Raw genomic sequence first — 13,027 nt, forward strand, 5'->3', positions numbered from 1 at the left:
CGCGACGGCCCGCCGAGGGCGCCGAGGGCGGGAGCCCCGCCGAGGGGCCCGAGGGCTCCGAGGGCCCGGAGGGGCCCGGCCGCGCACCGAACCGGCCCTGATCCCTCTCGTACCTCCCTGACCCCGTCCGCACCTCCCTGAACCCGCTCACACCGCCCTGACCTGCGGCAACGCACCCCTCAGCTCAGCTATACACTCCAGGTATACGCATGATGTAGAGTGCTGGGCATGTCAATTGGCCACACCCTGCTCGGACTCCTCGAGGGCGGCCCCCGCCACGGCTACGACCTCAAGAGAGCCTTCGACGAACGATTTGGACACGACCGCCCGCTGCACTACGGGCAGGTCTACTCGACCATGTCCCGGCTGTTGAAGAACGGCCTGGTGGAGGTCGACGGCATCGAGCACGGCGGTGGCCCGGAGCGCAAGCGCTACGCCATCACCGACGCGGGCATCACCGATGTGGAGCACTGGCTCACGGAGCCCGAGAAGCCCGAGCCCTACCTCCAGTCGGTCCTCTACACCAAGGTCGTCATCGCCCTGCTGACCGGGCGCGACGCGGCCGATCTCCTGGACGTCCAACGCGCCGAACACCTCCGGCTGATGCGCGAGCTGACCCAGCGCAAGCGCGACGGCGACCTCAGCGACCAACTCATCTGCGACCACGCCCTCTTCCATCTCGAGGCCGATCTGCGCTGGCTGGAACTCACCGCCGCCCGCCTCGGCCAACTCGCCAAGGCGGTGCGTTCATGACCCCGGCAGGCTCCTTGCTGATCGCCACGTCCCTGAACAAGACGTACGGTCACACCCCCGCGCTGGACGGTGCGGACTTCTCCATCCACCCCGGCGAGGTCGTCGCCGTCATGGGCCCCTCCGGCTCGGGCAAGTCGACGCTTCTCCACTGCCTGGCCGGGATCGTCCGCCCGGACTCCGGCACCGTCCAGTACAACGGGCGCGAGCTGACCGCCATGTCGGACAGCGAACGCAGCGGTCTGCGCCGCGGCGAATTCGGCTTCGTCTTCCAATTCGGCCAGCTCGTCCCCGAGTTGAGCTGTGTGGAGAACGTCGCCCTGCCGCTGCGGCTGAACGGCGCCAAGCGCAAGGAGGCCGAGGCCCGCGCCGAGTCCTGGATGGAGCGGCTGGAGGTCGCGGACGTGGCCCACAAGCGGCCCGGCGAGGTCTCCGGCGGCCAGGGGCAGCGGGTCGCCGTCGCCCGGTCGCTGGTCACCAGCCCGCGGGTGCTGTTCGCCGACGAGCCGACCGGCGCGCTGGACTCGCTCAACGGCGAGCGGGTCATGGAGCTGCTGACCGAGGCCGCCCGCGAGTCCCGTACCGCCGTGGTGCTGGTCACCCACGAGGCCCGGGTCGCCGCCTACTCCGACCGCGAGGTCGTGGTCCGTGACGGCAAGGCCCGGGACATGGCAGGGGTCCGATGAGCGGCCAGGACGCCCCGGCGCAGGAGCCCCGCGCCCGCGTCTCCGTCGCCCGCTGGGCCGCCGACCTCGCCATGGGCGCCCGGTTCGCGGTCACCGGCGGCCGGGAGAGCTGGGCCAGAACGATCATGACCGCGGTGGGCGTCGGCCTGGGAGTGGTGCTGCTGCTGGTGGCCTCCTCCGTCCCCACCGCGTACCAGCAGCGCAACGAGCGGGGCGATGCCCGCGCCACCCTCAGCTACGCCAGCAAGGTGAAGGCGGGCCCCGATACGCTCCACCTCAGCGACGCGAACACCGACTTTCGCGACCGGGAAATCGCGGGCATCGTCATGGCCCCCGACGGCGACGGCTCGCCGCCCTCACCGCCGGGCGTCGACCGGCTTCCGGCCGCCGGTGAGATGTGGGTGTCCCCGGCGCTGAAGAAGCTGCTCGACTCGGGTGACGGGAAGCTGCTCCGGGACCGCTTCCCGTACCGCACCGCCGGGGTGATCGGCGACAGCGGCCTGTCGGGCCCGAACGATCTCAGCTACTACGCGGGGATCTCCCCGAAGGCGTTCGACCACGTCAACTCCGACTACCACCTCGCCCAGTGGGGCATCCAGAAGAAGGGCGAGGGCGAGCCCCTCAACCCCGCGCTGCTGCTGCTGATCATCGTGGGCTGTGTGGTGCTGCTGCTGCCGGTGCTCATCTTCATCGCCACCGCCACCCGCTTCGGCGGTGAGCGGCGCGACCGGAGGCTGGCCGCGCTGCGGCTGGTCGGCGCCGACACCCATATGACCAGGCGGATCGCCGCGGGCGAGTCGCTCTTCGGCGCCCTCCTCGGGCTGGCCGTGGGCACCGGACTGTTCCTGCTGGTGCGCGTGTTCATCGAGGGGGTCGTGGTCTGGGACATCAGCTTCTTCGCCTCCGACATCGTGCCGGCCGCCCCGCTCGCCCTGGCGATCGCGGTGGCCGTGCCCGCCTCGGCCGTCATGGTCACCCTCCTCGCCCTGCGCGGTATCGCCATCGAGCCGCTGGGCGTCGTACGGAACGCCAGGCCCAAGCGCCGCCGTCTGTGGTGGCGGCTGCTGCTGCCGCTCCTGGGCATAGCCCTGCTGGCGCCGCTCGCGGGCGGCTTCCAGGCGACCAGCGGGGGCAGTGACACCAAGGCGTACCAGGCCGCGGCCGGCGCCGTGCTGCTGCTCGTCGGCGTCACCGCGCTGCTGCCCTGGGTCATCGAGGCCGTGGTGGAACGGTTCGGCGGCAAGGGCTCGGTGCCCTGGCAACTGGCCACCCGCCGGCTCCAGCTCAGCAGCGGCACCGCTTCGCGCGCGGTCAGCGGCATCACGGTCGCCGTAGCCGGGGCCCTCGCGCTCCAGATGCTCTTCGCCAGCGTGCAGGCCCGCGACAGCCACTCGACCGGCCAGGACCCGCGCCGCGCCCAGATGATGGCGAACGTCCCGGTGTCCACCGGTGCCGAGGCCCGCGACGCCTTCGAGCGGTACCGCGCGACCAAGGGCGTGCGCGAGATGCTCGGTGTCACCGAGGGCTATGTCTCCGCCCTGCACCACAGCAAGGACGACCCGTCGACGGCCCCGGAAGCGTCCCTCACCGTCGCCGACTGCCCCTCGCTGCGCGAGGTGGCCCACATCAGGAGCTGCAAGGACGGCGACAGCTTCTTCATCGACGCGCCGCCCGACTACTACGCGGCCGGCGAGAAGTTCGCCAAGCCGGGCGCCCAGGTCAATCTCGCCTTCGACGACGAGGGCATGCCGGACCTGCGGCACAAGAAGCTGTGGACGATCCCCGCCTCGATCAAGGTGGTGAAGTCCCGGGTGGACCCGATCGGCAGTGAGCGCACCGGCGTGCTCGCCACCCCCGGCGCCTTCGACGTCGCCAAGCTGGCGAGACCACACGCGGTGGCCATGATCCGGACGGATCCGAAGGTGCCGGACGCCACCGAGTACGTGCGCAACACCAGCGCGGCGCTCTCCCCGGCGATGGATGTCATGCGGCTGAGCAGCACCGCGCAGTCGGATGAGTTCACGGTCATCCGCAAGGCCCTGTTCATCGGCGCCACCGCGACCCTGCTGCTCATCGGGGCCAGCATGATCGTGACCACCCTGGAGCAGTTGCGCGAGCGCAAGCGGCTGCTGTCCGTCCTGGTCGCCTTCGGCACCCGGCGCACCACGCTGAGCTGGTCGGTGCTGTGGCAGACCGCGGTCCCGGTGGTGCTGGGCCTGGCACTGTCGATCGCGGGCGGACTGGCATTGGGCACGCTGCTGCTGAAGATGGTCGGCCAGCCGCTGGCCGTGGACTGGTCCGGGCTCGGCGCCATGACCGGTATCGGCGGCGGCGTGATCCTGCTGGTGACCCTGGTCAGCCTGCCGCCGCTGTGGCGGATGATGCGGCCGGAGGGTCTGCGGACGGAGTAGACCCGGCCGCCCCACCCGGTGCCGGGGACCGTTCCCACCTGCGGGAACGGTTCCCGTCGCCGGGTTTTCGGCGATTATGCCACCCGTATGGGTGATTCCCGGCAGACGGACGCACATCCACGTTCGGGCCTACGATGATGTTCTCGACATCAACCACCGGGAGACCAGCCATGTCTGCTGCCGCAGTCGAGGAGCCGTACCGCCCGTACCGCTCCGAACCGCTGACTCTGCTCGAGCACGCCAACAAGCTCATGGAGCAGCACCCGGGCCATCGAGTCGAGATCATCGGGGGAGTAATCACCGTGGCCCCACCGCCGGACGTTCCGCACGCCAGGGTGCTGACCAAACTCATGAAGCCATTCTTGGCGGCGGGCCTGGACGGCGAGGAAGGTGAAGTGCTCCAAGGGGTGGGCCTATGGCTGCCAACCGGTCCCGAGGACTACGCCATCCCGGACCTGGTGGTGGTCGACGCCGACATCCACGAGCGCCTGATCGGGAACAACTGCTATGACCCCGTGTCCTTCCGGCTGGTGCTGGAGGTGACGTCCATCGACTTCAACAAGGACCTGCGGAACAAGGTCGCCGCATACGCCGAGGCCAAGATTCCGGTGTATGTGATCATCAACCGCAAGCACGGTCGGATCCATGTGCTGACCGACCCCGTCGAGGGCGGTTACGACACCCACCGCGTCCATGCCCCGGGTGAGCACATCACCCTCCCGGAGTCGATCGGCGCCGAGGTCACCCTGGACGTGGAGGCGATCCTGGCCACCGGACGCCCCTGACGCTCAGCCCCTGCCCCTCAGCCCCTGCCCCTCAGCCCCCGGCGACCCGTACCGGCAGTGGCCGCAGCGCCTCCCGCAGCGCCTCCGCGAGCGTCTCGAACTCCTCCGTGCGTGCCGCGCCCGCCCGCATGGCCAGGGCGATCCGGCGGGCGGGCGCCGGATTGGCGAAGCCGCCGGTGGCCAGATGGTCGTTGCGCGCGGTCTCCACTCGCAGCGCGGTGCGCGGCAGCAGCGTCACCCCGAGACCGCCCGCGACCAACTGCACCAGGGTGGAGAGCCCGGCGGCGCTGGTGGTCACCGGGGTGCCCTCGGTGCGGCCCGCCTCCCGGCAGATGTCCAGGGCCTGGTCGCGCAGGCAGTGGCCCTCGTCGAGCAGCAGCAGATCCAGCTCCTTGAGCGCCTCGCGGGGGATGTCGTCGCGTCCGCCCAGCCAGTGGTCCCGCGGTGTGACCAGGACGAAGTCCTCGTCGAACAGCGGCATTTCGACCACTCCCGGGGCGCCGAGCGGCACCGCGAGCAGCAGCAGATCGAGGCGGCCGTGGGCCAGCCCGTCCAGCAGCGAGGCGGTCTGCTCCTCGTACACCTGGAGGTCGAGCCGGGGATAGCGCTCATGCACCAGCCGCAGCACGGTCGGCAGCAGATACGGCGCCACGGTCGGGATCACCCCGAGCCGCAGCACGCCGGTGAACGGCGCCCGCGCCGCCTCGGCCTCCTCCAGCAGCTCCCCGACCGCTTCGAGTACGGTGCGTGCTCGCGCGGCCAGCCGCTCCCCCGCCGGACTGAGCAGCACCTTGCGCGTCGTACGCTCGAGCAACTGGACACCGAGCGTCTCCTCAAGCGCGGCGACGGCGCCCGAGAGCGCGGGCTGGCTCATCCCGATAGCGGCCGCGGCATCGCGGAAGTGGAGCTGCTCCGCGACCGCGACAAAGGCTCTGAGCTGGGAAATGCTGGGCTGCCGTGGTTTGCCCGGCGGTGTGGCTGATGCGGCCACTGATAGCCACCTCCAATCAACCCCACCGAGTGTAGCTATTTCACTGATCAATGCACTCTGTGCCAAGGTAGGACCGTCCAACCCCAGGGAAAACCCGGATGACCGGGCCTTTCCTACGCAAAACTTGCAAGGAGTGCGCGTGCTCACCGTCGGTGACAAGTTCCCCGAGTACGACCTGACCGCCTGCGTGTCGCTGGAGAGCGGCAAGGAGTTCGAGCAGATCCACCACAAGACCTACGAGGGCAAGTGGCGCGTGGTCTTCTTCTGGCCCAAGGACTTCACCTTCGTGTGCCCGACCGAGATCGCCGCCTTCGGCAAGCTGAACGACGAGTTCGCCGACCGTGACGCGCAGATCCTCGGTGTCTCCGGCGACTCCGAGTTCGTCCACCACGCCTGGCGCAAGGACCACGCCGACCTGCGTGACCTGCCCTTCCCGATGCTGGCCGACTCCAAGCACGAGCTGATGCGCGACTGCGGCGTCGAGGGCGAGGACGGCTTCGCACAGCGCGCCGTGTTCATCGTGGACCAGAACAACGAGATCCAGTTCACCATGGTGACGGCCGGTTCCGTGGGCCGTAACCCCAAGGAGGTCCTGCGGGTGCTGGACGCCCTCCAGACCGACGAGCTGTGCCCCTGCAACTGGAGCAAGGGCGAGGACACCCTGGACCCGGTGGCCCTCCTCTCCGGTGAGTGAGCTGATTCCCCATGGCACTCGATGAGCTGAAGTCCGCGCTGCCGGACTACGCCAAGGACCTCAAGCTGAACCTCGGTTCGGTGATCGGCAACTCCGAGCTTCCGCAGCAGCAGTTGTGGGGCACCGTGCTGGCCTGCGCGATCGCCTCGCGCTCGGCGCGGGTGCTGACCGAGCTGGAGCCGGAGGCCAAGGCCAACCTCTCGGCGGAGGCGTACACCGCCGCCAAGTCGGCGGCCGCCATCATGGCGATGAACAACGTGTACTACCGGACCCGGCACCTGCTGTCCGACCCGGAGTACAACAACCTGCGCGCCGGGCTGCGGATGAACGTGCTCGGCAACCCCGGTGTGGAGAAGGTCGACTTCGAGCTGTGGTCGCTGGCCGTGTCCGCGATCAACGGCTGCGGAATGTGCCTCGACTCGCATGAGCAGGTGCTCCGCAAGGCGGGCGTGGACCGCGAGACGATCCAGGAAGCCTTCAAGATCGCCTCCGTGCTCCAGGCGGTCGGCGCCACCCTGGACGCCGAGGCCGTCCTGGCCGCCAACGGCTGACCCACTCGGTCACCGGACCGCTCGGTCGCGGAGACCGGAACGGTCGCGGAGACCAGAAGGGCGCCCCACCGATCGGTGGGGCGCCCTTCGGCGTTCAACGGCCACGGGCCGGTTCCGGGATCACCGCCCGGTTCACCGGATCACCGGATCACCGGGGCTCGGTGTCCTTCCCCGTCGGCGCGCCCGGCGGGTCGGTGGGCGCCGCGCCGGAGGCGGTGGCGCCGTGTGGGCCCGGGACGGCGCGCATCGCGTTCTTCTGGCTATAGCTCCGCAGATAGACGACGACCGTGTTGGCGACCGCCACCAGGGGCACGGCCACCACCGCGCCACCGATGCCGCCGATCAGGGAACCGGCCGCGACCGAGAGCACCACGGCCAGCGGATGGACCCGCACCGCCCGGCCGAGGATGAAGGGCTGGAGCACATGGCCCTCGATCTGCTGCACGGCCAGCACCACGATCAGCACCATCGCCCCCGTGAACACGCCCTGGGTGACCAGTGCCACGACCACCGCGAGCGCGCCGGAGACCACCGCACCCACCAGCGGGATGAAGGCGAAGAGGAAGATGAAGACGGCGAGCGGCACCGCCATCGGCACATGGAGGAAGAACAGACCCACGCCGATGAAGATCGCGTCGATCAGCGCCACGATCACCGTGCCGCGCACATACGCGGTCAGCGTCGCCCAGGCCCGCGGACCCGCGCCCGCCACGCCCTCGCGGGCCGGGGCGGGGACCAGCTTGAGGGTCCAGTTCCAGATCTTCGGGCCGTCGTACAGCAGGAAGAGCGTGGAGAACATCGTCAGCAGAAGGCCGGTCAGCACCTCCACGACGACCGTGACGCCCTCGAGCCCCGCCGAGGTGATCTGCTCGGTGTTGGCGCCGACCGCCTCGCGCAGACTCTTGGCGATGTGGTTGATCTGCTTCTCGGTCACATGGAACGGGCTGTGCAGCAGCCAGCGCCGCAGATCGTCGATACCGGCCTGGACCTCGCCCGAGACCTCGTCGATGTTCTCCATGACCTGCCAGACCACGAACCATACGACCAGGCCCATGACGACGAAGCCGGCGATGAAGGTGAGCGTGGTGGCCAGCCCGCGCGGCACACCGCGCCGGCGCAGCCGGGTCACGGTGGGCTCCAGCAGGGCGGTGATGAGGAGCGCGACGGTGAAGGAGAGCACCACCAACTGGACGGAGCTGATGACCCTCATGAGGACCCACACCGTGCCGCCGAGCACCAGCAGCCGCCAGGCCGCCTCGGCGGCGACGCGGACGCCCCAGGGGACGGCGTCCACCGGATCGGGTTTGGCGGAGACGGCGGGGGCGTAGGCGGGCGGGGCGGGCACACTGGACGGCTCGGGCCGGGGGGCCTCGCCCGCCGCGGCCTCCTCGCTCTTCCCCGCTGCGCCCTCGGAACTCCGGGGACTCTCGGAACTCTGGGGCCCCTCGGGACTCTCGGAACTCTCGGGATTTCCCGGGCCCGGGCCCGCAGAACTCTCGGGGCTCCCCGGGCTCGCGGAGCTCTCCCGGCCCTCGGCCCCCTTGGCGCTCTCGGCGCCCTCAGTCCCCCTGGCGCTCTCGGCGCCGCCCCGTGGGCGTTCCTCGGATGGTTCGGGCCCCGATGGGGGCCTCGGGGCGGCGTCGCCGTCGCCCTCGCGCCCCCGCATCTCGGCCTGTTGGGATTCCAGCCGGTGGGCGAGCCGGGTAAGTCCGGTTCCCAGCCTGCCGACCCACTGCGGCAATTTGGACATTTCTCGTTTCCTACCCCCAGGTTCCCCCTCGGCCGTCAAGGAGACGTTACCTGCTGGGGATGCACGAAACCCCCGACCCATGGGCCGGGGGTTTCGTGAAGTGTGCGAGCGTGCGCCGCTGCCGGGATGGCCCGGTCCGATCGGCTCAGTAGTGGCCGTTGGCCTGCCAGAACGCCCAGGCGTCACACGGACTGCCGTAGCGCTCGTTCATGTAGTTCACGCCCCATTTGATCTGAGTGGCCGGGTTGGTCTGCCAGTCGGAGCCCGCCGAGGCCATCTTGCCGGCCGGCAGCGCCTGTACCAGACCGTAGGCACCGGACGAGGGGTTGGTGGCCTGGTAGTTCCAGGTGGACTCGTGGTCCACGATGTTGCTGAAGCACTGGAACTGGCCACTCGGAACGATCTGCCGGGCCATCGACTGGACCTCGGAGATCGTGTACGAAGCCTGCTGAGGGAAGTCGCCGGCGTCGCGCGTGGCCGAACGGCTCGCGACCTCGTCCTTCTTCTTCTCCTTGGCCTCGCGCTCCTTGGCCAGCTTCTCGGCGGCTGCCTTGTCCGCGGCGGCCTTCTTGGCCTTCGCGTCCTTGGCCGCCTGCTTGCGGGCTGCCTCCTCGGCGGACTTGCGCGCCTCCGCGTCGGCCGCGGTGGACTGGACGTCCGCCTGCTGCGTCAGGGATGCGGTCTGGGCAACGGCCTGCTGCCCGGCGGGTATGTCCGCAAGGAGCGTCGAGTCGGCGGCCGTCGCCTCGATCGGGTCGGACGAGCCCTGCTGCTGTCCGCCCGCGGCGACGCCGACAACGGCGCCCACAGTGGTGACCGCGGTGGCCGAGGCCACTGCGAATCCCCGGACCGAAATCCGGCTCACTCGGTTTCCTTCCAGCTCGCCCGCTTAGGTGACCTCGCGGGCGCAATCGTGCCCCTGACGCTGGCCTCCCCTTGTTCCGTCCCCGGTGGTACACGGTGGGGTCGGCTGGTCACGGGAGGCACGGGCCCGGTGGGGATCCCCCGCGGGAAATCCTCGAGGTGCTCGGGCGGCATACGGCGAACTCTCTTCAATTCTGGTACTGCTGTGGTTCTGTACCGCTGGGGGTACTGGTGTGCCGTATGCGGGGCCTGACAGAACCCACACACTGCCGGACGCGGAGCCTCCGAGGCAATTCCCCACCAGGTGTGAAAGCTCACATCCCGTTTACGCCCTAGGTTTTCTGGAAAACCACACGCAGCAAGACGCCGCGCGGCTAAGCTCATTGGCCTTTCCGCGCGGAGCCCTGTGGCCGCAAACGACTCAACCAGCTCAGATGTGGCCGTCCTCCAGCATTTCGGTCACCAGCGCCGCGATCGGCGAACGCTCGGAGCGGGTCAGGGTGACATGCGCGAACAGCGGATGCCCCTTCAGCTTCTCGACGACCGCCACCACACCGTCGTACCGCCCGACACGCAGGTTGTCCCGCTGGGCGACGTCATGGGTGAGCACCACCCGGGAGTTGGCGCCGATCCGGGACAACACGGTGAGCAGCACATTCCGCTCGAGCGACTGGGCCTCGTCGACGATGACGAACGCGTCATGGAGCGAGCGGCCGCGGATATGCGTCAGCGGCATCACCTCCAGCATCCCGCGCCCCACGACCTCCTCGATCACCTCGGCGCTGGTCACCGCGGACAGCGTGTCGAAGACCGCCTGAGCCCAAGGGCTCATCTTCTCGGCCTCGGTGCCGGGCAGATAGCCCAACTCCTGGCCACCCACCGCGTACAGCGGGCGGAAGATCATCACCTTGCGGTGCTGACGCCGCTCCAGCACGGCCTCCAGACCGGCGCACAGCGCCAGCGCCGACTTGCCCGTACCGGCCCGGCCGCCCATCGAGATGATGCCGACCTCCGGGTCGAGCAGCAGGTCCAGCGCGATGCGCTGCTCCGCGCTGCGCCCGTGGATCCCGAACGCCTCCCGGTCGCCGCGCACCAGCCGTACCTGCCCGTCCGGGGTGACCCGGCCGAGCGCGTTGCCACGCTCGGACTGGAGCACGAGACCGGTGTGCACCGGCAGTCCGGCCGCCTCGGGGACATACGCGGTCTCGGCGGCGAACAGGTCGTCCACCTGCTCGGCCGAGACGGACAGCTCCGCCATCCCGGTCCAGCCCGAGTCGGTTATCGCCAGCTCCGCGCGGTACTCCTCGGCGAGCAGCCCCACCGAGGACGCCTTGATGCGCAGTGGCAGGTCCTTGGATACGACGGTGACGTCGTACCCCTCGGCCTGAAGGTTCCTGGCGACCGCGAGGATCCGCGCGTCGTTGTCCGGCATACGGCCGTGATTCAGGAAGGCCGCGGGCAGGACACCCGGGTCGGAATGGTTGAGCTCGACACGCAGGGTCCCGCCCACATCGCCGATCGGGATCGGTGCGTCCAGGCGGCCGAAACGGATGCGGTACTCGTCCAGCAGGCGGAGCGCCTGCCGTGCGAAGTACCCCAGCTCCGGGTGATGGCGCTTGGCCTCCAGTTCCGTGACCACCACGACCGGCAGCACGACTTCGTGCTCGTCGAAGCGGGCCATGGCATTGGGGTCGGCCAGCAGGACGCTGGTGTCGAGGACATAGGTGCGCCGGTCTTGCTCGCGGCGTTTCTTGCTGGTCACCACGGGTGGACGTACCCCCTCGGGAGAGGTTGGGGTGCGACGGCGTCGCGGGAGTGAGGTATCCCCGCCGTAGACGGGGAACGGACCGGGCTCAGGCCCTGCTGGGAGGGCCGAGCGCCGGCCCTCCGCGTCATACGCACGATCCGCACAGTCGTCCGTGTGCAAAGGGCCTCCCGGACGGACGGCCCAATGCCGTCCGCTGGCAGTTCGACACCCAACTGGACAGGTGGGACAGGGCGTCGACCTGGAAGGGATATTCCCTCGAACGTGCTGGGGCATGCAACGGCATATGACGGCGCGGATATGAACGTTGTGAAACCAGCGTGCTACACGGCCCGGGGCCGGACGCCGGGCGGCGTCCGGCCCCGGGCCGGTGAACTGCGGTGCTACAGACCGGAACTAGTAGCCGTACCTGCGATGACGGGCGGCGTAGTCACGCAGTGCGCGGAGGAAGTCGACCTTGCGGAAAGCGGGCCAGAAAACTTCACAGAAGTAGTACTCCGAATGGGCGCTCTGCCACAGCATGAAGCCGGAGAGCCGCTGCTCACCGCTGGTGCGGATGACCAGGTCGGGATCGGGCTGCCCACGGGTGTACAGGTGTTCGGAGATGAGATCGATGTCGACGACCTCGGCGAGCTCCTCGAAGGAGGTGCCCTTGGTGGCGTGGTCCAGCAGCAGCGACCGCACCGCGTCGGCGATCTCCTGCCGTCCGCCGTAGCCGACGGCCACGTTGACCAGTATTCCGTCGATGTGCTCGGTGTCCCGCTCGGCCTCCTTGAGGACCGTCTGGGTCCGGGAGGGCAGCAGATCGCGGTTGCCGACGTGGTGCACCCGCCAGCGGCCGTCGGCGGCCAGATCGCGCACCGCGCCCTCGATGATGCTCAGGAGCGGGCCCAGCTCGTCCTCGGGGCGGTCCAGGTTGTCGGTGGAGAGCAGCCAGAGGGTGACGACCTCGACGTCCGTCTCGCTGCACCAGCCGAGCAGCTCCTGGATCTTGCTGGCCCCCGCCTTGTGTCCCTGCTCGGCGGTGCCGCCGGCGGCGCGGGCCCAGCGACGGTTGCCGTCGAGGATGACGCCGATGTGCTTGGGCACCTGGGCGTGATCGAGGCGGCCTTCCACCCGGCGTGCGTAGAGCCCGTACACCAGGTCGCGCAACTTCACGTCTTCCAGCCCCTCAGTGCCTCGCATGGCTTGCCATGGCAGTCCGCCCCAAGGCCGACACCCTACTGCGGGGCGGAGGGGCTGGCTAACCGGGACGGCCAAATGACGGGCCCACGTCACGCTTCGTAGTCGAGCGTGCGGGATACGTGCCGCCCCTGGGGCCTTGGATGCCAGGAATAGAGCGGGCCGGTCCGTGGGGGGGAGTACGGACCGGCCCGAGGGGGGGCTTCCACCATAACGCTTCGTGAGGGGATGTCCATGCATCGGCGGGGCCGACAATTCGCGCGCCGGTGTCATCCGGCCCCGAGCGCCCCCAGAACCAGCCCCGCGCCCGCCCCGAGGATCATGAAAGGGCCGAACGCCATCGCCGTCCGGCGCCCGGCCCGCCGGGTCAGCACCAGGGCCGCGGCGCAGCAGGAGCCCAGCAGCAGTCCGGCCAAGGCGCCCACGAGGAGCACGTCCCAGCCGTACCAGCCCAGGGCCACTCCCAGCGTCAGCGCCAGCTTGACGTCGCCGAACCCCATTCCGCTCGGGCTGATCAGGAACAGCACCAGATACGCCCCGCCCAGCACCGCGCCGCCCAGCAGCGCGCGCGGCCAGGACCCGGCGCTGTGCGGCAGCA

Annotated in this window: 12 protein-coding genes; 6 read left to right on the forward strand and 6 right to left on the reverse strand. The window is 69.8% G+C overall.

The window, feature by feature from the left end:
• Window positions 1-228 precede the first annotated feature (228 nt).
• From KN815_RS38105 to KN815_RS38120, 4 genes are all read left to right on the forward strand, one after another.
• Complete coding sequence (locus tag KN815_RS38105) at window positions 229-753, forward strand: PadR family transcriptional regulator (RefSeq protein ID WP_216346395.1); 525 nt, start codon at window positions 229-231, stop codon at window positions 751-753.
• Window positions 750-1,436 (forward strand): ABC transporter ATP-binding protein, encoded by a 687-nt coding sequence (locus KN815_RS38110; RefSeq protein WP_216346396.1) that lies wholly within the window; start codon window positions 750-752, stop codon window positions 1,434-1,436. The genes KN815_RS38105 and KN815_RS38110 overlap by 4 nt, the downstream gene beginning before the upstream one ends.
• Window positions 1,433-3,847 carry an ABC transporter permease gene (locus KN815_RS38115; RefSeq protein ID WP_216346397.1) on the forward strand — a complete coding sequence of 805 codons (2,415 nt, stop codon included), beginning with the start codon at window positions 1,433-1,435 and terminating at the stop codon, window positions 3,845-3,847. The genes KN815_RS38110 and KN815_RS38115 overlap by 4 nt, the downstream gene beginning before the upstream one ends.
• Window positions 3,848-4,017: 170 nt before the next feature.
• Window positions 4,018-4,632 (forward strand): Uma2 family endonuclease, encoded by a 615-nt coding sequence (locus KN815_RS38120; protein ID WP_216346398.1) that lies wholly within the window; start codon window positions 4,018-4,020, stop codon window positions 4,630-4,632.
• A gap of 31 nt (window positions 4,633-4,663) precedes the next feature.
• Here the strand turns inward: KN815_RS38120 and KN815_RS38125 are convergent, their stop codons facing one another.
• Entirely contained in the window at window positions 4,664-5,623 is a 960-nt protein-coding gene (locus KN815_RS38125) for a hydrogen peroxide-inducible genes activator (protein WP_216346399.1), read from the reverse strand.
• A gap of 139 nt (window positions 5,624-5,762) precedes the next feature.
• On the opposite strand from KN815_RS38125, the gene KN815_RS38130 reads away from it, so the two are divergent.
• Together KN815_RS38130 and KN815_RS38135 are read left to right on the forward strand one after the other, a co-directional pair.
• Window positions 5,763-6,317, forward strand: a complete 555-nt coding sequence (locus KN815_RS38130; protein WP_210944188.1) for a peroxiredoxin — start codon at window positions 5,763-5,765, stop codon at window positions 6,315-6,317.
• Between the two features lie 11 nt (window positions 6,318-6,328).
• Window positions 6,329-6,868 (forward strand): alkyl hydroperoxide reductase, encoded by a 540-nt coding sequence (locus KN815_RS38135; RefSeq protein ID WP_216346400.1) that lies wholly within the window; start codon window positions 6,329-6,331, stop codon window positions 6,866-6,868.
• 148 nt (window positions 6,869-7,016) lie between these two features.
• On the opposite strand, the gene KN815_RS38140 is transcribed toward KN815_RS38135, so the two are convergent.
• The 5 genes from KN815_RS38140 to KN815_RS38160 all read right to left on the reverse strand — a co-directional run.
• A complete protein-coding gene (locus KN815_RS38140; protein WP_216346401.1) occupies window positions 7,017-8,618 on the reverse strand; it encodes an AI-2E family transporter in 1,602 nt (533 codons plus the stop codon).
• A gap of 145 nt (window positions 8,619-8,763) precedes the next feature.
• Complete coding sequence (locus KN815_RS38145; protein ID WP_216346402.1) at window positions 8,764-9,483, reverse strand: aggregation-promoting factor C-terminal-like domain-containing protein; 720 nt, start codon at window positions 9,481-9,483, stop codon at window positions 8,764-8,766.
• A 429-nt stretch (window positions 9,484-9,912) separates the two neighbouring features.
• Entirely contained in the window at window positions 9,913-11,247 is a 1,335-nt protein-coding gene (gene phoH2 / locus KN815_RS38150; protein WP_216346403.1) for an RNA 5'-3' helicase PhoH2, read from the reverse strand.
• A gap of 396 nt (window positions 11,248-11,643) precedes the next feature.
• On the reverse strand, window positions 11,644-12,405 hold the full coding sequence (locus KN815_RS38155; protein ID WP_216346405.1) for an isoprenyl transferase: 762 nt from the start codon (window positions 12,403-12,405) through the stop codon (window positions 11,644-11,646).
• A gap of 293 nt (window positions 12,406-12,698) precedes the next feature.
• On the reverse strand, window positions 12,699-13,027 hold a 329-nt coding region (locus KN815_RS38160; RefSeq protein WP_216346404.1), incomplete at its 5' end, for a prepilin peptidase.

Origin of the sequence: Streptomyces niphimycinicus, from assembly GCF_018883605.1 — a bacterium.
Taxonomy (GTDB): domain Bacteria; phylum Actinomycetota; class Actinomycetes; order Streptomycetales; family Streptomycetaceae; genus Streptomyces; species Streptomyces niphimycinicus.

What these genes read in the sequence shown, in the direction of transcription:
- KN815_RS38105 (WP_216346395.1), top strand. Translation starts at nt 229, where the DNA reads ATGTCAATTGGCCACACCCTGCTCGGACTCCTCGAGGGCGGCCCCCGC.
- KN815_RS38110 (WP_216346396.1), top strand. Translation starts at nt 750, where the DNA reads ATGACCCCGGCAGGCTCCTTGCTGATCGCCACGTCCCTGAACAAGACG.
- KN815_RS38115 (WP_216346397.1), top strand. Translation starts at nt 1,433, where the DNA reads ATGAGCGGCCAGGACGCCCCGGCGCAGGAGCCCCGCGCCCGCGTCTCC.
- KN815_RS38120 (WP_216346398.1), top strand. Translation starts at nt 4,018, where the DNA reads ATGTCTGCTGCCGCAGTCGAGGAGCCGTACCGCCCGTACCGCTCCGAA.
- KN815_RS38135 (WP_216346400.1), top strand. Translation starts at nt 6,329, where the DNA reads ATGGCACTCGATGAGCTGAAGTCCGCGCTGCCGGACTACGCCAAGGAC.
- KN815_RS38140 (WP_216346401.1), bottom strand. Translation starts at nt 8,618, where the DNA reads ATGTCCAAATTGCCGCAGTGGGTCGGCAGGCTGGGAACCGGACTTACC.